This is a genomic window from Paenibacillus sp. FSL M8-0142, assembly GCF_038597315.1.
Lineage (GTDB): Bacteria > Bacillota > Bacilli > Paenibacillales > Paenibacillaceae > Paenibacillus_AQ > Paenibacillus_AQ lactis.
Genome location: NZ_CP152008.1, coordinates 6,425,192 through 6,447,687 on the forward strand (window position 1 = coordinate 6,425,192; position 22,496 = coordinate 6,447,687).

Annotated in this window: 20 protein-coding genes and 1 tRNA gene; 6 read left to right on the forward strand and 15 right to left on the reverse strand. The window is 52.2% G+C overall.

Going from position 1 to position 22,496, the window contains the following annotated elements:
* Positions 1-47: 47 nt before the first annotated feature.
* Complete coding sequence (locus NSQ46_RS28960; RefSeq protein ID WP_342575716.1) at positions 48-2,114, reverse strand: TerB N-terminal domain-containing protein; 2,067 nt, start codon at positions 2,112-2,114, stop codon at positions 48-50.
* A gap of 144 nt (positions 2,115-2,258) precedes the next feature.
* Between NSQ46_RS28960 and NSQ46_RS28965 the strand changes: the two genes are divergently transcribed.
* Together NSQ46_RS28965 and NSQ46_RS28970 are read left to right on the forward strand one after the other, a co-directional pair.
* A complete protein-coding gene (locus NSQ46_RS28965; protein WP_028406734.1) occupies positions 2,259-2,921 on the forward strand; it encodes a M50 family metallopeptidase in 663 nt (220 codons plus the stop codon).
* Between the two features lie 42 nt (positions 2,922-2,963).
* Positions 2,964-3,488: a hypothetical protein gene (locus tag NSQ46_RS28970; RefSeq protein WP_342575718.1), complete on the forward strand. Its 525-nt coding sequence runs from the start codon at positions 2,964-2,966 to the stop codon at positions 3,486-3,488.
* Positions 3,489-3,583: 95 nt separating this feature from the next.
* On the opposite strand, the gene NSQ46_RS28975 is transcribed toward NSQ46_RS28970, so the two are convergent.
* Both NSQ46_RS28975 and NSQ46_RS28980 read right to left on the reverse strand, forming a co-directional pair.
* A complete protein-coding gene (locus tag NSQ46_RS28975) occupies positions 3,584-4,486 on the reverse strand; it encodes an RsiV family protein (RefSeq protein WP_342575720.1) in 903 nt (300 codons plus the stop codon).
* Positions 4,487-4,561: 75 nt separating this feature from the next.
* Complete coding sequence (locus NSQ46_RS28980) at positions 4,562-4,747, reverse strand: hypothetical protein (RefSeq protein WP_342575723.1); 186 nt, start codon at positions 4,745-4,747, stop codon at positions 4,562-4,564.
* A gap of 296 nt (positions 4,748-5,043) precedes the next feature.
* Here NSQ46_RS28980 and NSQ46_RS28985 point away from each other — a divergent pair, with 296 nt between their 5' ends.
* Positions 5,044-5,235: a hypothetical protein gene (locus tag NSQ46_RS28985; RefSeq protein WP_028406730.1), complete on the forward strand. Its 192-nt coding sequence runs from the start codon at positions 5,044-5,046 to the stop codon at positions 5,233-5,235.
* A 1,436-nt stretch (positions 5,236-6,671) separates the two neighbouring features.
* Here the strand turns inward: NSQ46_RS28985 and eno are convergent.
* From eno to NSQ46_RS29015, 6 genes are all read right to left on the reverse strand, one after another.
* Positions 6,672-7,961 carry a phosphopyruvate hydratase gene (gene eno, locus NSQ46_RS28990; protein WP_007133019.1) on the reverse strand — a complete coding sequence of 430 codons (1,290 nt, stop codon included), beginning with the start codon at positions 7,959-7,961 and terminating at the stop codon, positions 6,672-6,674.
* Positions 7,962-8,015: 54 nt separating this feature from the next.
* Positions 8,016-9,560, reverse strand: a complete 1,545-nt coding sequence (gpmI, locus tag NSQ46_RS28995; protein WP_028406078.1) for a 2,3-bisphosphoglycerate-independent phosphoglycerate mutase — start codon at positions 9,558-9,560, stop codon at positions 8,016-8,018.
* Between the two features lies 1 nt (position 9,561).
* Positions 9,562-10,314, reverse strand: a complete 753-nt coding sequence (gene tpiA / locus NSQ46_RS29000) for a triose-phosphate isomerase (protein ID WP_028406079.1) — start codon at positions 10,312-10,314, stop codon at positions 9,562-9,564.
* An 83-nt stretch (positions 10,315-10,397) separates the two neighbouring features.
* The gene (locus NSQ46_RS29005) at positions 10,398-11,579 is read right to left on the reverse strand and encodes a phosphoglycerate kinase (RefSeq protein WP_007133016.1); all 1,182 of its coding nucleotides are present in this window, start codon (positions 11,577-11,579) and stop codon (positions 10,398-10,400) included.
* 194 nt (positions 11,580-11,773) lie between these two features.
* On the reverse strand, positions 11,774-12,778 hold the full coding sequence (gene gap, locus NSQ46_RS29010; protein WP_007133015.1) for a type I glyceraldehyde-3-phosphate dehydrogenase: 1,005 nt from the start codon (positions 12,776-12,778) through the stop codon (positions 11,774-11,776).
* 118 nt (positions 12,779-12,896) lie between these two features.
* The gene (locus tag NSQ46_RS29015; protein WP_210094346.1) at positions 12,897-13,940 is read right to left on the reverse strand and encodes a sugar-binding domain-containing protein; all 1,044 of its coding nucleotides are present in this window, start codon (positions 13,938-13,940) and stop codon (positions 12,897-12,899) included.
* 263 nt (positions 13,941-14,203) lie between these two features.
* Here NSQ46_RS29015 and NSQ46_RS29020 point away from each other — a divergent pair.
* From NSQ46_RS29020 to NSQ46_RS29030, 3 genes are all read left to right on the forward strand, one after another.
* Positions 14,204-14,278 (forward strand) — tRNA-Arg (locus NSQ46_RS29020).
* A gap of 164 nt (positions 14,279-14,442) precedes the next feature.
* Positions 14,443-15,039, forward strand: coding sequence for an ATP-dependent Clp endopeptidase proteolytic subunit ClpP (clpP, locus tag NSQ46_RS29025; RefSeq protein WP_007133013.1), 597 nt, complete (start codon positions 14,443-14,445; stop codon positions 15,037-15,039).
* A gap of 141 nt (positions 15,040-15,180) precedes the next feature.
* The gene (locus NSQ46_RS29030) at positions 15,181-15,627 is read left to right on the forward strand and encodes a hypothetical protein (RefSeq protein WP_251537841.1); all 447 of its coding nucleotides are present in this window, start codon (positions 15,181-15,183) and stop codon (positions 15,625-15,627) included.
* A 295-nt stretch (positions 15,628-15,922) separates the two neighbouring features.
* On the opposite strand, the gene NSQ46_RS29035 is transcribed toward NSQ46_RS29030, so the two are convergent.
* The 6 genes from NSQ46_RS29035 to NSQ46_RS29060 form a co-directional block, all read right to left on the reverse strand.
* The gene (locus NSQ46_RS29035) at positions 15,923-16,993 is read right to left on the reverse strand and encodes a DUF4163 domain-containing protein (RefSeq protein WP_210094348.1); all 1,071 of its coding nucleotides are present in this window, start codon (positions 16,991-16,993) and stop codon (positions 15,923-15,925) included.
* Between the two features lie 378 nt (positions 16,994-17,371).
* The gene (locus NSQ46_RS29040; RefSeq protein WP_144870176.1) at positions 17,372-18,424 is read right to left on the reverse strand and encodes a spermidine/putrescine ABC transporter substrate-binding protein; all 1,053 of its coding nucleotides are present in this window, start codon (positions 18,422-18,424) and stop codon (positions 17,372-17,374) included.
* Between the two features lie 73 nt (positions 18,425-18,497).
* On the reverse strand, positions 18,498-19,304 hold the full coding sequence (locus tag NSQ46_RS29045; RefSeq protein ID WP_007133009.1) for an ABC transporter permease: 807 nt from the start codon (positions 19,302-19,304) through the stop codon (positions 18,498-18,500).
* Positions 19,305-20,153, reverse strand: a complete 849-nt coding sequence (locus NSQ46_RS29050) for an ABC transporter permease (RefSeq protein ID WP_007133008.1) — start codon at positions 20,151-20,153, stop codon at positions 19,305-19,307.
* A complete protein-coding gene (locus NSQ46_RS29055) occupies positions 20,150-21,121 on the reverse strand; it encodes an ABC transporter ATP-binding protein (RefSeq protein ID WP_144870191.1) in 972 nt (323 codons plus the stop codon). The genes NSQ46_RS29050 and NSQ46_RS29055 overlap by 4 nt, the downstream gene beginning before the upstream one ends.
* A gap of 460 nt (positions 21,122-21,581) precedes the next feature.
* A complete protein-coding gene (locus NSQ46_RS29060) occupies positions 21,582-22,343 on the reverse strand; it encodes an SIMPL domain-containing protein (RefSeq protein WP_028406084.1) in 762 nt (253 codons plus the stop codon).
* Positions 22,344-22,496: the final 153 nt, after the last annotated feature.

Here is a 22,496-nt window from a genome sequence, read left to right on the forward strand (position 1 = left end):
TCACCTTCTTTCAAAAGCATTAGGGGCCGGTTGTACCGCCCTTGCTTTTATATCCTCTTCAAAGCATCCATCTTGTCGACATATTCTTCCGCAATGGATTCTCCGTCAATCAGCAGATCGCCAATGGTATCCATTGCAGCCTCGTTAATCTCATCCAGCAGCAGGGCAGGCATCGAGCCTGCGCGCTCTGCAATGGGCTGCAGCGCAGCCGAATTCGGTCCCGCCTTCAAGACGTGCAGAATCTCCATATGCACGGGCGTCAGACGCTCCGCAAGCTGCTGCCAATCGTCATCCTCAACATCCCATTGCCATGCCTGTCCGTGTGAATGGGATGCTTCCTCTGCTTTACTCGCTTCAGCCTCCGATCCCCGTTCAATATGAGGGATTTCTTTAGCGCCAAGCGTTACTTCAGCGTTTTTTTCGGTAGCTTCTTTGGTAGTTTCTTCGATTGGTTCTTCGATAGTTTTTATGTTAGTATCCAGGGTAGTTTCTACAGTAGTAAGCGCGATAGATTGTTCAGCAGCCTGTTTATAGATTTGCTCAGCGGCTTCCGCAGAAGATCCCCCCGTAGTTTGTCCAGTCGGTACGTTTGCCGCTTCGACGGTCGTTGGTTTAGCCGCTTTTACGGTCGTTGCGTTAGCCGTCCCTTCGATCCGCGGTTCCATTCCGGAAGAATCTTCGCTAGGGAGCCCCGCATCAAAATCCATCACGGCCTGAACGACATCCACACTCTTCGGTTTGCGCTTTCCAGATGAGACGGCTTTCGGGGACTGATCTGAACCTGCATGGACTAATGAAGACTTCTCATCCAAGGCCTCCTCCGATCCGGCCCCCTCGACAAGCAGCATGTCGCGGACCTCGTCCGACTCCCGCTGCAGTCGCCGCAGCTTCCTTGTATCGATCTGCACCTCCGGGATGCTCTTCTTCCGCTCGGCTTCAAGCTGCTGCTCTATTTCTTTGGTCAAATACCGTTCAACCAGCTGCGCCACATCCGGTCCGATGGCCTCCGTCCCGCGAAGCCGTCCCTTGAAGCCCCTAAGCTCCCTCAGCTTGTTCTCCGTCAGCCGGATCAACCCGGTCATGTAAGCCCGCAATGGGGCATACTCGCTTAAGGAGAGGATTGTCAGGACAACCGTTCGCCCATGCAGACCATGGTCATACACCGCGCTGCGAAACAGATATCGCTTGACCTGTCTTGGCCGGGGTTGGAAGCGGTCGATGAAGCGCTGCCCCGTCTTTTTGGCCAGATAGCTGTCGACCAGCGCCACAACCTTCGGGGCATACCGCTGCATGTCCTTGCGTCCGGATTCCTGATAGAAACGGCTCTTCTCGGCGTCATAATCCAGCAGGCCGCACAGCAGCTCCCAGGTCAGCTCGGCAGGCTGAAGGGAGAAGCGCCGCATGTACTCCCGCTCCTTCAATTCTGGCGAAATGGCCCGCGGCAGGCGATCATACGTCTCGGGAATCGGCATATCCAGGTGATGCACGATCATAAAATCATATAGCCATTCCCGCAAGTACATATCGAGCTTGGCATAACGCTCTCGGTAAGCGTTCCATGCTTGCAGCATCAAATCGTACCCTTGCCGCGGGTCGCTCCAGCCTACGCCGTGAATCAGCTCGTAAAAGTACAGGAACAAATAGGATAAATCCGTATCCGGGTACCGGCCGGACCTTACCTCCTCCCGCCAGTAAAAATACCAGCGAAACTGTTCAGGCCTCATCTGCTCGTACGTCGGCCAGTACGTTTTGAACGGAACGAATGGAGCCTCATCCTCCGTATGCCAAGCCAGCTCCCGTGCCTTCAGCGCGAATTGCTGCTCCTTGGTGAGATAACGGAAGCTGTCGTCCAAATTCAGATCAAGGGGCTGCTGCGGCTTCACTACCAACGAGGTTCTCTCCCCCGGTGCTTGAGGTGCCTCCGTTTGCCTATCCCGCTCTTGTTCCGGATCCAGACCCTCCCCGGACCGGGCGGCAAGCGGCATGTCCCGCTCCTCCCCGCCGAACTCGATTTCCGCAAATCGAATCCCCTGATCATTGACTAGCGTGGTATGTCTTATGTGCTCTATGTGATTGTTTTTGTTATTATTGAAATCCGGCTTCTCATTTTTCATCGGTCATGAACCTCCGTCATGACTTCAATTATACCATTTTGCGTGGCCAGTCTAATGGATTTTCATATGAAACTCATCTATATTATAAGGGATGAAAGCGAACGATGCTCCAGATCAAAGACTGAAGCCGGAAAGGACTTCCTGATGAATAAATGGATCAAGGCACTATTATTTCTGGTAGGGGCGGCCATTCTGACCCGGCTGATCCCCTTCTCTTCCTGGTTCCGCATCCTCGATACGATGATTCACGAACTGGGACACGCGCTCATGACCCTCCTCATGTCCGGCCGAGTGCTCAGCATTGAGCTGAACCCGGATCACAGCGGCGTCACGTATTCCATGCTGTCCTCGGGGGGCTGGAGTCCTGTCGTTGTCTCGTTGGCAGGGTATGTATCGGCCTCCGTGTTCGCCATTCTCATGTTCCTGGGATATGCCCGCAAACGGCAGGGCGAAGGCTTAATGACCATTACCGCGCTGGCGGTTATTATGATTATTTTCTTCGTACACAAGGGGTACGGGCTGTGGTGGCTCATTATTTTCATCATCGTCAATCTTATCTTCTACATGCTGGGACCGAAAATCCGCAACTTCTATTACCTGCTCCTGGCCTTTCTCGTGCTGGAGGAGTCCGTCATGGGGCCGTTGACCTTGGCCATACGGGCGCTGAGCCAGCCATCGCAAGCAGGAGACGCAAGCAATCTGGCCAATATGACTGTGGTTCCCGCGATTATCTGGGCACTGCTGTTCTTCGTCTTTTCCTTGTGGTGCGCCAAGGTGGCGCTGCAGCTGTTCTGGAAGAAGCGATGATGGGCCGTCCCGCTTACCTGATTTTGAAAGGAGCTGCTTAGCATGGCCCGGAAGCAATGGATCAGAGCGCTTGTGGTGTTATTTGCCTCGAGTCTCATCACTTTAGGCATCCTCTGGTCTAAAGCAATACCTGATCCCGAAACTGCAGATACTAAGACTGCGGATCATACGGAATTATATACACTAGAAGGGAATGGAGCCGCCTGGCGGGTGGAGGACTATACCGTCATTCGAACAAAGGACTCCATTTGGCGCGGCAATGCGAAGCTGGTCTATCTGGGGGACTCTAACGAAATCAGGCACTCCGACTACCTGAGCTATACCGTTTATGAGACGCTCGGCAGCGAGAATGAAGCCGTTCCCGTGCTTAGTGGAAGCCAGACAGCCGTAGGCGGGGCGATCAATCTCCTCCAGAATCTGGAGGATCTAGGCTCGGTGGAAAGCCCGATTACGGCTGCCGAACGGAATATGATCAAATTCCAGCCTTCCGGCGTTTATGTCGTCGTCGAGTGGAGGAACAGCCATGGGCAATCCATCCGGGACCGCATTCCGCTGGAGGTGCTGTAATTCAAAGAAGCCGTCGTTTCCTCGGTGAGAGGGACGGCGGCTTCTTTATTAGCTGAAGTGGGTAGTAGCGCTTTTTAAAAAACATTGAGATCCAGTTAATCTGTTCCGACAAGCTCAACCTCTACGAGTTCATCTATGTACTCGGCTTTCAAGTAATATTTGGACCCTTTTTGATAAATGATCACTTCCGGCCAAGAGGGATTATAATAAAATACATACCCCACTTGCTTCCACGTTTGCCCGTTTGCTAATTCATAAATATTCCCGTAATCAAATCCGGTAAATTCATTTTCGATATGGGACTTTGTGACATACGTATAACCTGGAATGGTTGGAGCAGGCGATGGCGGGCCATTCCTTTTCTTGTTAATTGTTGAATAGTCTACTTTAGCATCCACAAATCCCTCGGAGTGAGGCCCAACTTCACCTGGATTGAAGCGGATGACGATGCCCTGATCATAATAGTAAAATGAGTGATTGGACTGAGTAAGGTAAAATTCAATATGATCCGTGAAGATTGGATCCCCTTTGGACTCCCTCTTTACAAGCTGCGATGTAACAGCCTCAATCAGATTGAGCTTTTGACTTTCAGTCTTGATCACATCATCAAGCTCCAAGCGCTCGCCTGTCCTTAGATCAAAATTAAATGTACTGGCTGAGATGGTTTGGCCGCCTTCAGAATTTAAGTAGATGGTATTAACAATCGATAACTTTCCGTTTTTATTGTATTTGGTATTGGCTTTGGAACGAAAAGAGGTATGTTCACCGCTCTTTTTGTATTCCATATTCGCCCAAGCTAAAAGCTGGGCGTCTGCTTTAAGAATCCTATTGATATCACTGACCACTTTTTTGTTTTCCCCGCTAATTTGCACATATTGTTGGCCGAGGAAGTAATGTACGCTTGTCTTAACCTTGGTTGAAGCCGCATCAACCCCTGATGCGAATGAGATCAGGCTGAAGAGGCACACGATCAACCATCCAGAAACAACTTTACTCATTACGTTTTCGTTCCCCCTACGATTGGATGAAACCCCAATTTCTTTTCCATCAGTATTTCAATGCAACTCCAATCACTACCTGACAATATGAATGATAAATCCAAAAATAACAGCGATCACGATCAATACACCAGCCGCTAATAAAGTCATCGCTATATCGCTCAGCAACCCCCGCTGCTGATGACCTGCAAGCTTCTCCTTGACCTTTCTTTCTGAAACTTCCTGTTGTACTTGATCCAATGGCTCCGGGCCCATGACCATATGAATGCACCTCCACTATGCCGCATACCCAATTTTACCATAGTTTGCGGAATGAGGAATTCAAATCTGCTCACTTATCCGATATACGCACCGCCCCACGGCACGCTAACAGGTGTGCAGCCACAGCCCCTCCCTTCACTCCCGAAAAAAGCGCAAAATAAAAAGCCCAGCCCCCGCAAGAGCAGGAGCCTGGTGCAAAGCAATCGGTTGTTTTCACCATACGGTCGAACGAAGAGCGCGTGTAATGGTATAATTGTAAATAGTTTAATAAAATCCCATGATAAGGGGGTGTTGATATGGGTTCGGCATTTGGTTTTGGAGGCCTGATCGCCAATCTAGTCATAATCTTTGTTGTTTTATTAGTCCTATATCGAATCGTAAAACTTGCGGTTAACCGATCTGAAATTAAAGAGGACATCACAAAATTAAGGGCAGAGGTAAAAAACTTACATACAAAAATTAATAACCTTGAAAAGTCAGACTTATGAGCGACCGGAGACGATTTACGCACCGCCCCACGGCTCGCTAAGGAGTGCAGCCACAGCCCCCCTTCTCCATAAAAAGCCCGGCTCCTGCCTTTGCAGCCAAGCCGGGCTTTGCCTTTGCGTTTCCATGGGACACCCACAAGGGCTTTGCTGCACACTTCTTCCCCTGCCACAGGTGCGAATATCGGCGGAGGAGCAGCGCGCTCGCCTTTAAAATCGGGAAGCATCCTCTACCTATTCCAGTCTAGCTTCCCGATTTTAACAGCGACCGAAGCCGATATACGCACCGCCCCACGGCTCGCTAAGGAGTGCAGCCACAGCCCCCCTTCTCCATAAAAAGCCCGGCTCCTGCCTTTGCAGCCAAGCCGGGCTTTGCCTTTGCGCTTCCATGGAACACCCACAAGGGCTTTGCTGCACGCTTCATTCCCTGCCACAGGTGCGTATATCGGCGGAGGAGCAGCGCGTTCGCCTTTAAAATCGGGAAGCATCCTCTACCTATTCCATTCTAGCTTCCCGATTTTAACAGTGACCGAAGCCGATATACGCACCGCTCCACGGCTCGCTAACGAGTGCAGCCACAGCCCCCCTCCTCCATAAAAAGCCCGGCTCCTGCCTTTGCAGCCAAGGCGGGTTTTGCCTTTGCGCTTCCAGGTCACCCACGTGGCTGGCTGCACGCTTCCTTCCCTGCCAAAGGTGCGTATTTCGGCGGAGGAGCAGCGCGTTCGCCTTTAAAATCGGGAAGCATCCTCTGCCGACTCCATTCTAGCTTCCCGATTTTAACAGCGACCGGAGACTATTTACGCACCGCCCCACGGCTCGCTAACGGGTGCAGCCACAGCCCCCCTTCTCCATAAAAAGCCCGGCTCCTGCCTTTGCAGCTAAACCCGGGCTTTGCTTTTGCGCTTCCATGGGACACCTACGTGGCTGGGCTGCACGCATCCTCCCCTGCCACAGGTGCGTATATCGGCGGAGGAGCAGCGCGTTCGCCTTTAAAATCGGGAAGCATCCTCTACCTATTCCATTCCAGCTTCCCGATTTTAACAGCGACCGGAGTCGATATACGCACCGCCCCACGGCTCGCTAAGGAGTGCAGCCACAGCCCCCCTCCTCCATAAAAAGCCCGGCTCCTGCCTTTGCAGCCAAGCCGGGCTTTGCCTTTGCGCTTCCATGGGACACCCGCAAGGGCTTTGCTGCACACTTCTTCCCCTGCCACAGGTGCGTATATCGGCGGAGGAGCAACGCGCTCGCCTTTAAAATCGGGAAACTTCCCTCAACTTGATCATTCCCAGTTTCCCGATTTTAACAGCGACCGAAGCCGATATACGCACCGCCCCACGGCACGCTAAACGAGTGCAGCAAAGCCCTCCTCCCACTTCCAAAAAAAGCGCAAATTAAAAAGCCCAGCCCCCGCAACAGCAGGAGCCGGGCTTTACCCTAAATTATTGTTGCTTCAAGTTATAGAACGACTTCAAGCCGTTGTATTGAGCAAGCTCGCCCAATTGGTCTTCGATGCGAAGCAATTGGTTGTATTTCGCTACGCGGTCCGTACGGGAAGGTGCACCCGTCTTGATCTGACCTGCGTTGGTAGCAACAGCGATGTCAGCGATCGTGCTGTCCTCGGACTCACCGGAACGGTGGGAGACAACAGCGGTGTAGCCTGCGCGTTTTGCCATTTCGATTGCATCGAATGTTTCAGTCAATGTACCGATTTGGTTAACCTTGATCAGGATGGAGTTACCGATGCCTTCCTTGATACCTCTCTCCAGACGCTCAGTGTTCGTAACGAACAGGTCGTCACCAACCAGCTGAATTTTGTTGCCCAGCTTCTCAGTGAGCAGCTTCCAACCTTCCCAATCGTCCTCGGAGCATCCGTCTTCGATGGTGATGATTGGGTATTTGTCTACCCAAGAAGCGAGCAGGTCAACGAATTCCGCAGGCGTGAAGGATTTGCCTTCGCCTTCCAGAACGTATTTGCCGTCCTTGAAGAATTCCGTGGAAGCAACGTCCATACCCAGGAATACGTCTTTGCCTGGCGTGTAGCCGGCTTTTTCGATCGCTTCGATGATGGAGGACAGTGCATCTTCGTTGGACGTGAAGTTTGGAGCAAAACCGCCTTCGTCGCCAACTGCCGTGTTCAGGCCTTTGCCTTTCAGAACGGACTTCAGGTTGTGGAAGATTTCAGCGCCCATGCGAAGCGCTTCTTTGAAGCTAGGTGCGCCCACAGGCAGTACCATGAACTCTTGAACGTCTACGTTGTTGTCGGCATGTGCACCACCGTTCACGATGTTCATCATTGGTACTGGAAGCTGTTTGGCGTTGAATCCGCCGAGGTATACGTACAGCGGGAGATCCAATGCGTCAGCAGCAGCGCGGGCTACAGCCATGGATACAGCCAGGATCGCGTTTGCGCCGAGCTTGCCTTTGTTAGGCGTTCCGTCCAAAGCGATCATCAGCTTGTCGATACCGAGCTGGTCAAGCGCGTCCATACCGATTACTTCAGGGGCGATGATTTCGTTCACGTTCTCAACAGCTTTCAGAACGCCTTTGCCCAGGTAACGGGATTTGTCGTCGTCGCGAAGCTCAACCGCCTCGTGAACGCCAGTGGAAGCGCCGGATGGAACGATCGCGCGTCCGATCGCGCCGGATTCCAGGTATACTTCAACCTCTACAGTCGGGTTGCCGCGGGAGTCAAGGACTTCGCGAGCATATACGTCAGAAATAATAGTCATGGGTATAGTCTCCTTTTTCTTTGGTATCGTTTATGGTAAAGATTTTGTCCGTCTTTATTTACGCGCCGCAATCATGGAAGTTCCGGTCATTTCGGCCGGCTTCGGCAGATCCATCAGGTCGAGGATCGTCGGAGCAATATCGGCCAGAATGCCGCCTTCGCGCAGCGTCACGTTCTCATCGGTAACGATGAACGGTACCGGGTTGGTGGTATGAGCCGTGAATGGGCGTCCATTCTCGTCGAATACCATGTCCGCATTGCCGTGGTCAGCCGTAATGATGGCGACCCCGCCTTTAGCCAGAACGGCCTCAACCACTTTGCCGACGCACTCATCCGTCACTTCAACCGCCTTCTTGGTTGGCTCGAGCATGCCCGAGTGGCCAACCATGTCCGGGTTCGCAAAGTTCAGGATAATCGCATCATGCTTCTCGGCTTCGATTTCCTTCACGCACGCATCTGCGACTTCATAAGCGCTCATTTCCGGCTTGAGGTCATAGGTTGCTACCTTCGGCGAGTTGATGAGGATGCGCGTTTCGCCTGGAAGCTCCACATCGCGTCCGCCGCTGAAGAAGAACGTCACATGCGGATATTTCTCGGTTTCCGCAATGCGCAGCTGCTTCTTGTTATGCTGCACCAGCACTTCGCCAAGCGTGTTGTCCAGATCCTTCGGCTTGTAGGCAACGAAGCCCTCCACCGTCTCGCTGAACAGGGTCAAGCACACGAAATGCAGGTTCTGCGGGAATCCCGGACCACGATCGAATCCGCGGAAATCCTTATTCGTGAACACCTGGGACAATTGAATCGCGCGGTCAGGGCGGAAGTTCAGGAAGACGACCGAATCGCCGCTTTCCACAAGGCTTATCGGCTGGCCTTGGTCATCAACGATCACCGTAGGCTCGACGAATTCGTCATATACGGATTTCTCATACGATTCGGTAATCGCTTTGAGCGGATCGGTGTACTTCGGTCCTTCTCCGTATACCATGGCGCGGTAAGCCTTCTCCACGCGATCCCAACGCTTGTCGCGGTCCATCGCGTAATAGCGTCCGGACAATGTAGCGATCTGTCCAACGCCCACTTCCTGGATCTTGGCAATGAGATCTTTCACGAACTGCTTGCCGCTGTCAGGCGCTACATCCCGTCCGTCCATGAAGCCATGGATGTAAACGTCCTGCATGCCTTCCTTTTTGGCCAGGTCCAGCATCGCAAACATATGCTCGATGTGGCTATGTACCCCGCCATCCGACACAAGCCCGTACAGATGAAGCTTCTTGCCGCTGTTTTTTGCCGCGCGAACCGCCTCGACCAGCGTATCGTTCTCGAAGAACTCGCCTTCACGAATCGACTTCGAGATCCGGGTCAGGTCTTGGTACACGATCCGGCCTGCGCCGATGTTCAGGTGGCCTACTTCAGAGTTCCCCATCTGGCCTTCCGGCAAACCAACCGCTTCGCCGCAAGCGGTAAGCGTTGTGTTCGGATACTGCTTCAAGTACCGGTCATAATTCGGCTTGTTCGCTTGAGCGACTGCATTGCCTACTTCGGTGTTGCGAAGCCCGAAACCGTCCATGATGATCAGGGCTACTGGTCTTGGAGCTGTCATCTTACTTCGCCCCCTCAACGAGTGCGATGTAGGAAGCCGGCTGAAGACTTGCACCGCCGACGAGCGCGCCGTCGATGTCGCTTTGTCCCATATACTCCGCTACATTTTCAGGCTTCACGCTGCCGCCGTACTGAATCCGTACTTGAGCTGCAACACTTTCACCGTACAAGCCCTTCACCAGCTCGCGGATATAGGCGATCACTTCGTTAGCATCCTCAGCCGTGGAAGATTTGCCTGTCCCGATAGCCCAGATTGGCTCGTAAGCAATGACAACATGAACCGCTTGGTCTGCAGGGAGACCTGCAAATGCGGCTTCGGTCTGCACCTTGCACACATCTTTCGTCTGGCCGGCTTCACGCTCTTCCAGCTTCTCGCCTACGCATACGATCGGCAGCAAGCCGTGACGGAATGCCGCATGAACCTTCTTGTTCACGATCTCATCGGTTTCCGCAAAGTATTGGCGGCGCTCGGAATGTCCGATAATGACATAATCAACGCCCAGGTCCTTCAGCATCAAACCGCTGATTTCGCCTGTAAATGCGCCGTTATCTTCAAAATGGAGGTTTTGCGCGCCGATCTTGATGTTCGTTCCTTTGGCTGCTTCCACCAAAGCCGGAAGATTCGTAAACGGTGCGCAGATCACGCTTTCCACGCCTTCTACTTCCGCTTTGCCTTTAATCTCTTCGAAAAAAGCCTTTGCTTCCGGAACCGTCTTAAACATTTTCCAGTTGCCAGCTATGATAGGTGTTCTCACACAGTTCACTCCTTTATTCCCCCCGGTGAGCCGGGGTTCAAGCTTCTTCCACATTAGCTATCCAAAATCATTGATCTATATCTTTATTTATCGTTCAGTGCCACAACACCAGGAAGTGCTTTGCCTTCCATGAACTCAAGAGACGCACCGCCGCCGGTGGAAATATGGTCCATCTTGTCAGCGAGTCCGAATTTCTCAGCAGCTGCTGCGGAATCCCCGCCGCCGATCACCGTGTAGGCTTCCGTTTCTGCACATGCCTGTGCCACTGCACGGGTACCATGGCTGAATGGTTCGATTTCGAATACGCCCATAGGTCCGTTCCATACAACCAGCTTGGAGTTTTTAATGACTTCAGCATATTTGGCACGAGTCTTCGGTCCGATGTCAATGCCTTCCCAATCAGCCGGAATACCATCGATATTGACAATCTTGGTGTTGGCATTTGCGCTGAATTCGTCGGTAACGACGATATCTTCAGGCAGGTAGAAATTCTTGCCGAGCTGCTTCGCTTTCTCGATGAATCCGAGCGCGGCATCCAGCTTCTCTTTATCCAGCAGAGATTGGCCGATTTCATGCCCTTGCGCCTTCAGGAAGGTATACGTCAATCCACCGCCGATGATCACGTTGTCGGCAATGTTCAGCAGGTTGTCGATGACATCGATTTTGTCCTTAACCTTCGAGCCGCCGATAATCGCCGTGAACGGACGATCCGGATTCGAGAGGGCTTTGCCGAGAACGGACAGCTCCTTCTCCATCAAGAGGCCGGATACGGCTGGAAGATGATGAGCAATACCTTCAGTAGATGCATGCGCACGGTGTGCTGCGCCAAACGCGTCGTTCACGAACAGATCGGCAAGCTCTGCGAACTGCTTCGCCAGCTCCGGATCATTCTTCTCTTCACCTGGATAAAAACGAACATTTTCAAGCACCAGCACGTCGCCGTTTTGCAGCTTTTCGACCTGCGCTTTTACCGCTTCCCCTACAGCTTCGTCCGCTTTTGCTACCGGCTTGCCCAGCAGCTCGGACAGACGCTCGCTCGCAGGATTCAGACGCAGCGATTCGACAACCTCGCCTTTCGGACGGCCCAAATGGCTCGCCAGGATGACCTTGGCGCCCCGCTCCACCAAATATTGAATCGTCGGCAAAGTTTCGCGAATCCGAGTGTCGTCTGTAATTTTACCATCTTCGAGCGGTACATTGAAATCGACGCGGACAAACACCCGTTTGCCGCTTACTTCTACGTCACGTACACTTTTCTTGTTCATCTCCACGTTCCTCCTAACAAAATGTTCTCCCTCGCCGGGCAGCATGCCGCTGCTCTCGTTTCTCTCTCTAATCGCCCGCCAGAGCCGGCTTCTCTCGCTACTTCCCAGTACTCTGGCATGAAAACAGGTTAAAACCATGAACCAAAGAGGAGGCCCGTAAACGGAACTCCTCTTCGATTGGTTGGCTGGATCAATTACAGACCTTTGCTTGCGATGTAAGCAGCGAGGTCAACGACACGGTTGGAATAGCCCCACTCGTTGTCATACCAGGAAACAACTTTAACCATGTTGTCGCCAACAACCATTGTGGAGAGCGCGTCGATCGTGGAAGAAGCAGGATCGCCATTGTAGTCGCTCGATACGAGCGGCTCGTCGGAGTAGTTCAGGATGCCTTTCAATGGACCCTCAGCAGCTGCTTTCAGCGCTGCGTTAACTTCTTCTTGCGTAACGTTCTTGGACAGCTCAACAACGAGGTCCGTTACGGAAACGTTCTTCGTAGGTACGCGCATTGCCATACCGTTCAGCTTGCCTTTCAATTGCGGCAGAACCAGGCTAACCGCTTTAGCAGCACCTGTTGTGGAAGGAATGATGTTCTCAGCAGCTGCACGAGCACGACGCAGGTCTTTGTGCGGAAGGTCAAGCACTTGCTGGTCGTTCGTGTAGGAGTGAACGGTAGTCATCATACCTTTCACGATGCCGAACTTCTCGTCGAGAACTTTAGCGAATGGAGCCAAGCAGTTGGTTGTACAAGAAGCGTTGGAGATGATGGTGTGGTTAGCAGCATCGTATTTCTCTTCGTTAACGCCCATAACGATAGTGATATCCTCGTCCGTAGCTGGAGCGGAGATAATAACTTTCTTAGCGCCGCCTTTCAGGTGAGCGGAAGCTTTCTCTTTCGCTGTGAAGATACCCGTGGACTCAACAACGATTTCTACGCCGTACTCAGCCCAAGGCAATGCTTCAGGGTTGCGCTCAGCAAATACTTTGATCTCACGGCCGTTTACAACCAGTGCGCCTTCTTTAGCTTCAACGGTTGCATTCAGTCTTCCGTGAGTCGTGTCATATTTCAAAAGGTGAGCCAGCGTGCTTACGTCCGTCAAATCGTTGATTGCAACGATTTCTACTTCGCTGTTGTTCAGCGCAGCACGGAACACGTTGCGTCCAATACGTCCAAAACCGTTAATACCTACTTTAACCATGAGTAGTTCCCTCCATATTTGTAAAATTAATATATTCAAGACCGGCCGTTAAGCCGATCAAGACAACGGGATAAAGAATAACGAGGCCTTGCACCTGTATGCTTGCCGGACCGTAAGGTTACGATGCCGCTGCATCGATCTCCTTCTCTACCTCCAGCGCAGCCGCCTCATCCGTAACGAGGATATCCTCGTGCCCGAATTTCAGCACGGCATGAATCGCTTTGCCTTTGCTTCGGCCGCCGGCAATGCCAATGATCGTCTCCGTCTGCATGATGTCTTCCAGCCGGAGCCCGAGAGTCAGCATCTTGTGGACAACCGCGCCTTCCTCGCTGAAGTAGTATCCGAAGGATTCGGCAATCGCCCCATCCTGCTGGAGGCTACGGATCGAGTCCTCGTCCAGCTTGCGTCTTCTGGCCATTTCCATCGCGTCGCCGATCCCGTGGATAATGATCCGGGAACGTCGGATGACATCCACAATCTCCTGGATGTGCTGATCCTGCACTAGGGATTGATAGGCATCCTCGCTAAGGAGATCAGGCACGTGCAGCAGACGATATTCGGCACCCACGCGCTTCGCCATCTTGGAAGCAATTGTGTTGGCCTGAATTTCCATGCTCTCTCCGAGACCGCCGCGTGCGGGCACAAACCATGTGCCTTTCAGAGGCCCTGCCGCAAGCGGTGACATCTGCTCCGCGACTTCGGCGAGCGTGGATCCACCCGTGACGGCGATCGTATCGCCGTTCTCGACGAAGCTTAGCAGTGTTCTTGCTCCGGCACGTCCGAGCTCGCGCTTCACTTCCGGAGAGGATTCACTGTCACCGGGAATGACGACAACCTTGCGGAGTCCGTAGGCCTTCTTGATCTTCTCCTCAAGCTCGACCAGCCCGAACAAATCCTTCATGAGCGGCTCCAGTTCTTCGAGGAGACACAGTCCTGCATGGCTGATCCGCATACCGAGCGTCTCAATCTCGATCAGTCCCTGCGCTTTCAGAAGATCGGTTTCAGCCCGCAGAACCCGTTCCGTCATCGATAAGGATGACGCCAGCGTTCGTCGGCCGACCAGCCCGGACAGCTTGATCTGATGGAGGATCGTGTACCTTCGTTTAAAGGTGTCCATCAAATCGGGCAGAAGCTGCTCTTGTATTTCTAATAGGTTACGCATGCATTCCACTCCTGCAAACTTTCGTCTCGGCTCTTCTATCGGTTGGACGTAAAATGTCCCGGGATAACCTTTTAAGTCCCACCCCTATTCTAACCAATAATGATGCAGGTTGCAAGTGTCCGAACGTATATTTCTCTGCAACCATCATTCTTATACATTATGGCCAAATCGAAACCTCTCTATATATCAAAACAATGTTTTATCCGCTCTTGTGTTTTTCTATTAGATAGGGTATAATCATCTTCGTTGCTGATTTTTTATATGCGCCCGTGGTCCAATGGATATGACGTAGGCCTCCGGAGCCTGAGATCGAGGTTCGATTCCTCGCGGGCGCGCCATCTTTAAATTTTCTCATATATGAATTACCCGAAAGTGCCCATGACGGCTCTTTTTTTTACCCAATAGTTTGACTATCTTTGACTTTTTGATTAAAATTGTTTATCATGTGGGTAATACGGTAACAGTATTTATTAGTGATGCACTTAATGAGGAGGTTTTTCACGTGAGTTTTATACCTATGGTCGTTGAACAAAGCAACCGCGGCGAGCGGGCATACGACATCTATTCCAGATTGCTGAAAGACCGCATAATCTTCCTCGGCTCCGACGTCAATGACGTGGTCGCCAATTCCATCATTGCCCAAATGCTGTTCTTGTCGGCAGAGGATCCGGAGAAGGATATTCACCTTTACATCAATAGCCCTGGCGGTTCGATCACCGCGGGGATGGCAATATTCGATACGATGCAATTCATCAAGCCGGACGTCTCGACCATCTGTGTCGGTATGGCCGCCTCCATGGGTGCATTCCTGCTGAATGCAGGCGCTAAGGGCAAGCGCTACGCGCTGCCGAACAGCGAAATCATGATCCACCAGCCGCTTGGCGGCGCACAAGGTCAAGCAACGGATATCGAAATCCGGGCACGCCGCATTCTGAAGATGCGCGACAAGCTGAACCGTATTCTTGCCGAGCGCACCGGCCAACCGCTGGAGCGGATCGAGAAGGATACCGACCGCGACTACTTCATGACGGCTGAAGAAGCCAAAGAATACGGTCTCGTCGACCAAGTGTTGGAGAAGACGCCTTCGCAAGGACTATAAGAAGCAATACATGCAAAAGGCATGCACACGTAAAGGTGCATGCCTTTTTTATGTCAGCATAGAACATATTGACCAACCCAGCCCTCCATGGTTATTTCTGGTATCATTGTATTGTTGATTCCTATATACAGGGAGGTCCTTATGATCGGTTCAAAAATATCCTTTGTTTTCATGCTCGTGCTCATCCATCTTCCGTTTCTGATCATGAACCTGGAGCGAGCCGTTACCGGCGCCGATCCGCATGCGATACATGGAGTTGCCTCCATTGTTCTTGTCCTTCTGCTTCTGTTCTCCGGTTTTGTGATGGGGTATACCAATCAGACATTCTACCCCCGCTGGTTCTCGGCTTATTGGCTCGTCGGCGTGTTCTTCATGGTCGTCGGCTACTTGCTGAAGCTCTACGTCATTCTCGTTCCATTCGTCCTTCTGTACGCCGTTCCCCTTTACGGGCTCGTCCACTACACCGGTCACTCGGAGGAGACTGTTTATCCGCTTGTCCATGCGGTCGTTGCTTGGGGAGCCGGTCTTGTTGGTTACGGAATTGGACATTTCCGCTTCAGACGAAGGGCTCCCGAACAAACAACATGAGATTCTATCGGATCTCTTCAGGATGGATTCCTAATTGGTTCATGAGCTTGTAAATGCCCAGATCCGTCTCATTAGCTATACCCAACTGTGATGTAGAACCCGCCGCCATGCCCTACGCATGAAAAAATCCCTTGGCCGCTAGGCCTGAAGTTAACCTCAGGCTGCCATCCAAGGGATTTCTGATTGCATTCCGGCACATTGTTGCATCTTTACAGCACAGTGTATCAAACGGTCACAGGCCTCGCGCCCCCTAGGATTCAGTTATCCCATGGTTCAGAACCTGCGGTTCCCATCCTTATTTCCATTCCTTCAGCTTCAATTCAAATTCAGGGAAGCCGTAGGCATAAGCCGTGTATTCATACAGCTGGAAGTACAGGACCACGGCGTTATCCTTCAGATAGAATTCCGCATCTTCCGGAACTCCTTCAAATCCGCCAAGGTAGCCCCCGCCCTTCTTCAACTCGCTCAAGACGCGGTTGTCGAGCTTCTTCTTCTTGCCCTTCAGGTCGATGAAATCGCCAAGCTTCAGCAGCTTTCCATCCTTCAGGGAGAACGTGAAGCTGTTCTTGAAGGTCATGCCGTGCGCGCCGCCGAGATAGGAATAATCATGCGCCGTAACACTCAGCAAGCCGTCCTTGTTGTAGTGGACCACAAAATTGCCTTCGAAGGCATAAGGGAAGCTGTCTTCACCCGGAGGAAGCTCCTTGATGCTTTCCTCTGCGCGGGCGATCACGCTTTCCGCATGCTTTTTCAATACGCTGTTGATTTGAGTTTGGGCCTCGCCATTGCTTAAGCCGCTGACAACCGGATAACTCACAGCAGCTTCCACGCCCTGGATCGTCTTCTTCAACGTTTCCGATTTGATCGTTAGATCGCTCTGCTTCTTCGTCAAGCTGAGCGTCTTCGAGGACGGACTCCATTGTCCCTGGATCCCTAAGTATTCGCTGACCGTCTTGAACGGCAGATAGAGCCGTCCGTTGAGGATTTGACCCCCAGGCTCTCCGGCATAGAGGCCGTTGACCAACAAGCCGATTTCCTTCGAATCATACACAACGGCACTTAGTTGATGATAGCCGGCGTTCAGGGTATACGTACGGTTTTTCGAATCATATTTCAGGGGCATTCCCGCCGCATCCCGGAGTACGGTTGCAGGGATATAAGTAACTCCGTGCAGAAGGACTCCCTTCTGGGATAGGGTCTTGCCGTTCCATTTCAATGTCACTTCATTCTTCTTCGCTACGTTGTGGCTGGCGGAAACAGAGGGCTTCGAGGGGCTTGCATCGATGACCTGTCCGTTCAAGCCAAGACTTCCGAGCAGGACGCCAGTTGCAATAATTGTTGCGCATACGCGAAATTTGGAATTCATATTAGTTCCACCTTTTCCAATTTAAGTTGCCATAGTTGTTTATTACCCTCATTCATTATAAAAAATCCGGACCACCGTTTGGTAACAAGTGAATGACAATTTTGATTCCATGCTATAGGAACTACATGAAGAATATAGTCTTATAGTCTTATTTCCCCATATTTGACCAAAACTTATGAACGGGCTGCTTCCTTCACCTGATCGATCTGCGAACCGTATCTCTTTATAGTGTCTTACCACTTCAGCTGGTTCTATAACATTCAAAATCTTTGGCATATCTCATAGACCGCTGCTCCTCCGTCATGATCCCCATTCCAATAAAAAAAGCCCTGCCCCTATGGGCAAGGCTTATAAAAAAGGTGCTAAAGCACCAATTCTCTATCGTCCGCTCTTCAGCTCGGTCCACAAGCGATCATAGATCTGGAGAGCTTCTCCGACGTTATCGAGCCATTCCGTGCGGCCCAGCTCCTCGTCGGTCAAGTTGATCATGGTGTTGCTGCGATAGTCCTCGCTGTGGAATTCCATCGCTTTCGTATTCGGATTGCTGTATCCGATATATTCGTAGTTCTTCGCGCTGACTTCAGGCTCCAGCATGAAATTGATAAATTTCTCCGCCAGCTCCTTGTTCTTCGCGCCCTTCGGAATTGCATAGTTATCCGAGAAGATCGTTGCGCCCTCCTCCGGCACCACATACGCCACATCCGGATTTTCTTCCGCGATGAATGCAGCGTCACCGGACCATACCGTTGCAATCCAGCCTTCCTCTTGAATCATCTTCTGCTTGATGTTATCCGTGTCGAAGGCAAGGACGTTCGGCAGCAGCGTCTTAAGGTCCAGGGCCGCAGCGTTAATCTCGGCTTCATCCGTCGTGCTGTTGGATTTCCCTTGCTTCTTCAGCGCCATGCCGATCATTTCACGGTTGTCGTCCAGAAGCAGCACTTTGCCCTTGTATTCCGGATTCCACAAATCTTCCCAGCTGTTGATCTCATCCTTCACGTACTTCTTGTTGTAAGCAATCCCCGTCACACCGGACGTGTAGACGATGGAGTACTTGTTCCCCGGGTCAAAAGAAGGGTTCTTAAACGTCTCCGAAATATTGACGAAGTTCGGGATATTGTTCATGTCGAGCGGCTCCAGCAGGTCTCCTTCAATCATGGTCTTGACCATGTAATCGGACGGCTGAATCAGGTCGTAGCCGCTGCCGCCGGCCTTAATCTTCGCCAGCAGATCTTCATTGTTCGCGTAGTTGTCATACGTGACCTTTACGTTAAACTTCTTCTCGAAATCCTCCAGTACCTCAGGATCGAAGTTGTCAGCCCAGCTGTAAATGTGAAGTGTCTCCTTGCTTGATCCGCACGCAACCAGAAGGCTTGCGGACAATACGGCGACCAGCCCTGCAGCAAGCAGGCGGGTCCATCTTGATCTTTTCAATTCCCTATCTCCTCTCTTTCGTATCCATGATGGATATATCGGATCCTTCCCAAAAAGAAATGGAACATTTGCTTTAAATCGGCAGCGTTTTGTGTTTCTTATCCCCGCTGCCGCGGTTAAGAATATATTGAGCCAGCAGGATGAGCGTGATGCTCACCAGAATCAGTATCGTACATAACGCATTAATCTCAGGCGAAATTCCGCGCTTCACCTGGGCATAGATGTAGATTGGCAGCGTAGTCGAGCTTGGTCCGGCGACGAAGAAGCTGACCATGAAATCGTCAAGCGACAGCGTAAACGCGATCAAGGCCCCGGAGATAATACCCGGTGCGATCTGCGGCAGCGTCACATGCCGGAAGGCCTGCCAAGGCGTAGCGCCCAGATCCTGGGCCGCCTCGTCCAATTGCTTGCCCATTCCCGACAACCGGGCGCTCACCACTACATAGACATAGGATATGCTGAAGGTGATGTGGGCGATCATCACCGTCATCTTGCCGAGCGGAATATTTAATTGACTGAACAGCACGAGCAGCGACAGGCCCATGATAATATCCGGAATGATAACCGGTAAGTACAGGAGACCGTTCATGCCGCTGCGGCCTCTGCGTCCCAAATTTCGGAGCCCGAGGGCCGCCGCCGTTCCCAGCATTGTCGAGATGATCGTGGACACCACCGCCACGGTCAGACTGTTCATCAAGGCTTCCATCACGTTTCGGTTGTCGAAGAGCGAGATATACCAGTCGAAGGTGAAGCCTTCCCAGTTCCCGCTCAACCGCGTATCGTTGAAGGAATAAATGATGATAATCAGGATCGGCACATAGATAAACGCCATCATCAGGAAGGCGTGAATCGAAAGCAAAGGCTGGCGCTTCTTCTTCACTTATCTCCCCTCCCCTACACGTTGATGGCGGGCCTGCATCGCCCGGTTAAACAGCAGAATGAGCACCAGGGACGTGGCCACGAAAATGACCGACAACGCGGCGCCGAACGGCCAGTTGCGGGCTCCAAGGAACTGCGACTGGATGATGTTGCTGATCATGGAGGACTTGGCTCCGCCCAGGATGTCCGTGACGACGAACATCCCCGAGGTCGATACATAGACCAGCACCGATCCGGTCATGATGCCGGATTTGCTCTGCGGCAGCGTAATATGCCGAAATGCCTTCCATTTGGACGCGCCGAGATCGCTGGCTGCATCCAGGAGGCGCTTGTCCATCTGCTCCAGCGCTACATAGATCGGCAGCACCATGAACGGAATGAAGTTATACACCATGCCGAGCAGCACGGCGCCGTAGGTGTACAGCATCTGAATCGGCTCATCGATCCAGCCGAGCCACATCAGCAGGCTGTTGACAACGCCCTGTGTCCGAAGCAGCAGCACCCAGGCGTAGGTTCGAATCAAGAAATTAATCCAGAACGGAATCGTAATGAGAATCAGACCCCAAGTCTGGATTCGCGGGGATGCGCCCGCAATATAATAGGCAAGCGGATAACTGACCAGCAGACAGATGATGGTTGTTAGCAGCGACAGCACCAAGGTATCCCAATAGATCCCAAGATATAACGGATCGAAAAAGGTCTTGTAGCCTTCCATGCTGAGCTCGAACACCAAATTGCCTTGGGCATCCCGCGACAGGAATGAAATGCCGATCACAATCAGCATCGGGATGATCAGGAACAGGGACATCCACAGCAGCACCGGGGTCAGCAGGAATTTCGATTTCCTCATGGCCCGATCATCACCTCATCCTTGTCGTTCCAATTCACCCCGACCCTCTCGCCGATCTTCCAAGGATGCTCCTCCGTAATATCGAGCGCGATCGTCACCTTCATCGGCTCGTCGTCCAGCTGGACAAGCAGCTTATGCACGCTGCCAAGGAACTGGACGTCTTCGATGACGCCTGTCTTCCTGCCGGCCACGCCGCGCTGCGGAACCAGCTTCTCGGGACGGACAGAGAACAGGCCCTCCGGCGAAGAGAAAACATTGTTCTCCCCAATGAATGTGGCAGCGAAGAGCGTTTGCGGCTTCGCATACACGTCGCGCGGCGTCCCGATCTGCTCGACCTTCCCTTGGTTCATGATGACGATCCGATCCGAGAGCATCATCGCTTCTTCCTGGTCATGCGTTACATAGACGAAGGTAATGCCGAGCGTCCGCTGCAGATGCTTCAGCTCCGACTGCAGGCTTTTGCGCAGCTGCAGATCCAGCGCGCCGAGCGGCTCATCGAGCAGCAGCACTTTAGGCTTGTTCGCAATCGCGCGGGCGATCGCCACGCGCTGCTGCTGTCCGCCGGAGAGCTGGTGCGGGAACCGTTCCCGCAGAGCGGTGAGCTGCGTCATCGCAGCCGCCTCCTCCACGCGTTCCTTGATGAGCTGGCGCGGCAGCTTTTTCATTTTCAACCCGAAGGCGATATTATCCTCCACCGTCATATGCGGGAACAGGGCGTAATGCTGGAATACGAGATTGAGATCCCGCTTATTCGCGGGCACCTCTGTCACGTTCTGACCCGCCAGCCATACCTGGCCCCCTGTCGGCTGTTCAAATCCTGCTATCATCCGGAGAATCGTCGTTTTGCCGCAGCCGCTGGGGCCCAGCAAAGTCAGGAATTCCCCTTCTTTAATAGAGAGCGACAGCGGATGCACGACCGCTTGTCCTTGGAAATGCTTCTCGATCTGGACAAGTTCAATCACATGCACCAACTCCTTGTTCAAAATGCGGCCTATCGGCACAGGGCCTCTTGATTTGACCGAACCTACAATTCCATTTCCATTAAGAAGAAACGGTAATTCCGCCCGTGTTCCAGCCTGTGCCTGAAGGGGGATCCGTTTCTTGAGGGACGATGCTTTAAAGTCTCTTTAAGAAAAAAAAGCCATATCCATGGGTATGGCTTTACCGTTTGCTTCATATTTCGTTCGATGTTCACGCCGCGTACTGGCGGCTTTACGTTTTTCGCATATTCACTATACCTTGTTTTCCCTTTGTACACAACACTTTTCTTAGTAATTCGACAGGGGAAGCCCCGGATATTTCGCCGGATTCTGGATCCCGTGGTGGATCGAACCGTCCAAGGCTTAGGGTTGCCAAATACAAAAAACCGCCCCCCGCATTGCTAAGCGGTGAACGGTCTCTTCTCTTGCCGGTTCCTCATAAAGGAGATTATTTCAGCTCATACTGCACGTACAGCTGGGTCGTGATTTTGATCTCGCCCGGCTTCACGGATGTCGCAGCGCCGCCGTCGGCCATCGAAGCCGTTTCCATCGACATCTTGTCATACATGCCGTACACAACGTTGTTGTTCACGGAGCCTTCGGTTACGTTAACGACAACCCCAAGCTGACGTTTGGAAGCCTTGGCGATCGCCTGGGCCTTGAGATCGGCATTCGCCATTGCCTTATCGATCACTTGAGCCTCGAATGTATCAGGATTCTCCACGGAGAAGCGGGCATTGCCGATCGAATTGGCCCCGGCTTCAGCCGCTGCATCCAGCACTTCGCCCACCTTGTTCAGATCGCGCAGCGTTACTTCAAGGGAATGATAAGCCGAGTAGTTTTGCACCTTGCGGCCTTCTTTTTCCGTATAAGAGTAATTTGGCTGCACATAGAACTGTTCGGTTTTAATATCTTTGTCGTCGATCTTCCAGGTCTCTTTCAGCACCTTGATAACCTTATCCATTTTTTGCGCGTTGGCCTTCTGCGCCGATTTAGCCGTCTCCGCATACGACTCTGCCCCAATGGACAAATATACGATATCCGGCTTCACGGATATCTCGCCCTTGCCGAGCACCGTCACGACATTTTGCTGCACCGCCTCGGCCGCATAGGCTTCCGTGGCGCCGCCGAATCCGGCCCAAGCCGTGCCGCCTGTCAGCAGAGCGCCTGCAATCATAATGGAACCTACCTGTTTGACCCATCTTTTCATGTGTGGTCAACCTCCTTTAATATTGGCCCGCTTCTGATGCTTGCCTTACCTCTCTAACGCAAACCGATTGGTAAATGTTGCATCCCGTTTAAGCGGTTTCACAACTTTTTTTCGTTCATCCGCCCCCTCTATTTTGGCATCCAGGAAATGCCA

Bases quoted from the DNA above. Each gene is read 5' to 3' on its own strand.
- NSQ46_RS28970 (WP_342575718.1), top strand. From the start codon at position 2,964: ATGGCCCGGAAGCAATGGATCAGAGCGCTTGTGGTGTTATTTGCCTCG.
- NSQ46_RS29035 (WP_210094348.1), bottom strand. From the start codon at position 16,993: ATGAATTCCAAATTTCGCGTATGCGCAACAATTATTGCAACTGGCGTC.
- gpmI (WP_028406078.1), bottom strand. From the start codon at position 9,560: ATGACAGCTCCAAGACCAGTAGCCCTGATCATCATGGACGGTTTCGGG.
- NSQ46_RS29005 (WP_007133016.1), bottom strand. From the start codon at position 11,579: ATGAACAAGAAAAGTGTACGTGACGTAGAAGTAAGCGGCAAACGGGTG.
- NSQ46_RS29060 (WP_028406084.1), bottom strand. From the start codon at position 22,343: ATGAAAAGATGGGTCAAACAGGTAGGTTCCATTATGATTGCAGGCGCT.
- NSQ46_RS29030 (WP_251537841.1), top strand. From the start codon at position 15,181: ATGATCGGTTCAAAAATATCCTTTGTTTTCATGCTCGTGCTCATCCAT.
- NSQ46_RS28960 (WP_342575716.1), bottom strand. From the start codon at position 2,114: ATGAAAAATGAGAAGCCGGATTTCAATAATAACAAAAACAATCACATA.
- eno (WP_007133019.1), bottom strand. From the start codon at position 7,961: ATGACTATTATTTCTGACGTATATGCTCGCGAAGTCCTTGACTCCCGC.
- NSQ46_RS28980 (WP_342575723.1), bottom strand. From the start codon at position 4,747: ATGGTCATGGGCCCGGAGCCATTGGATCAAGTACAACAGGAAGTTTCA.
- NSQ46_RS28965 (WP_028406734.1), top strand. From the start codon at position 2,259: ATGAATAAATGGATCAAGGCACTATTATTTCTGGTAGGGGCGGCCATT.
- NSQ46_RS28985 (WP_028406730.1), top strand. From the start codon at position 5,044: ATGGGTTCGGCATTTGGTTTTGGAGGCCTGATCGCCAATCTAGTCATA.
- NSQ46_RS29015 (WP_210094346.1), bottom strand. From the start codon at position 13,940: ATGCGTAACCTATTAGAAATACAAGAGCAGCTTCTGCCCGATTTGATG.
- NSQ46_RS29050 (WP_007133008.1), bottom strand. From the start codon at position 20,153: ATGAGGAAATCGAAATTCCTGCTGACCCCGGTGCTGCTGTGGATGTCC.
- gap (WP_007133015.1), bottom strand. From the start codon at position 12,778: ATGGTTAAAGTAGGTATTAACGGTTTTGGACGTATTGGACGCAACGTG.
- NSQ46_RS28975 (WP_342575720.1), bottom strand. From the start codon at position 4,486: ATGAGTAAAGTTGTTTCTGGATGGTTGATCGTGTGCCTCTTCAGCCTG.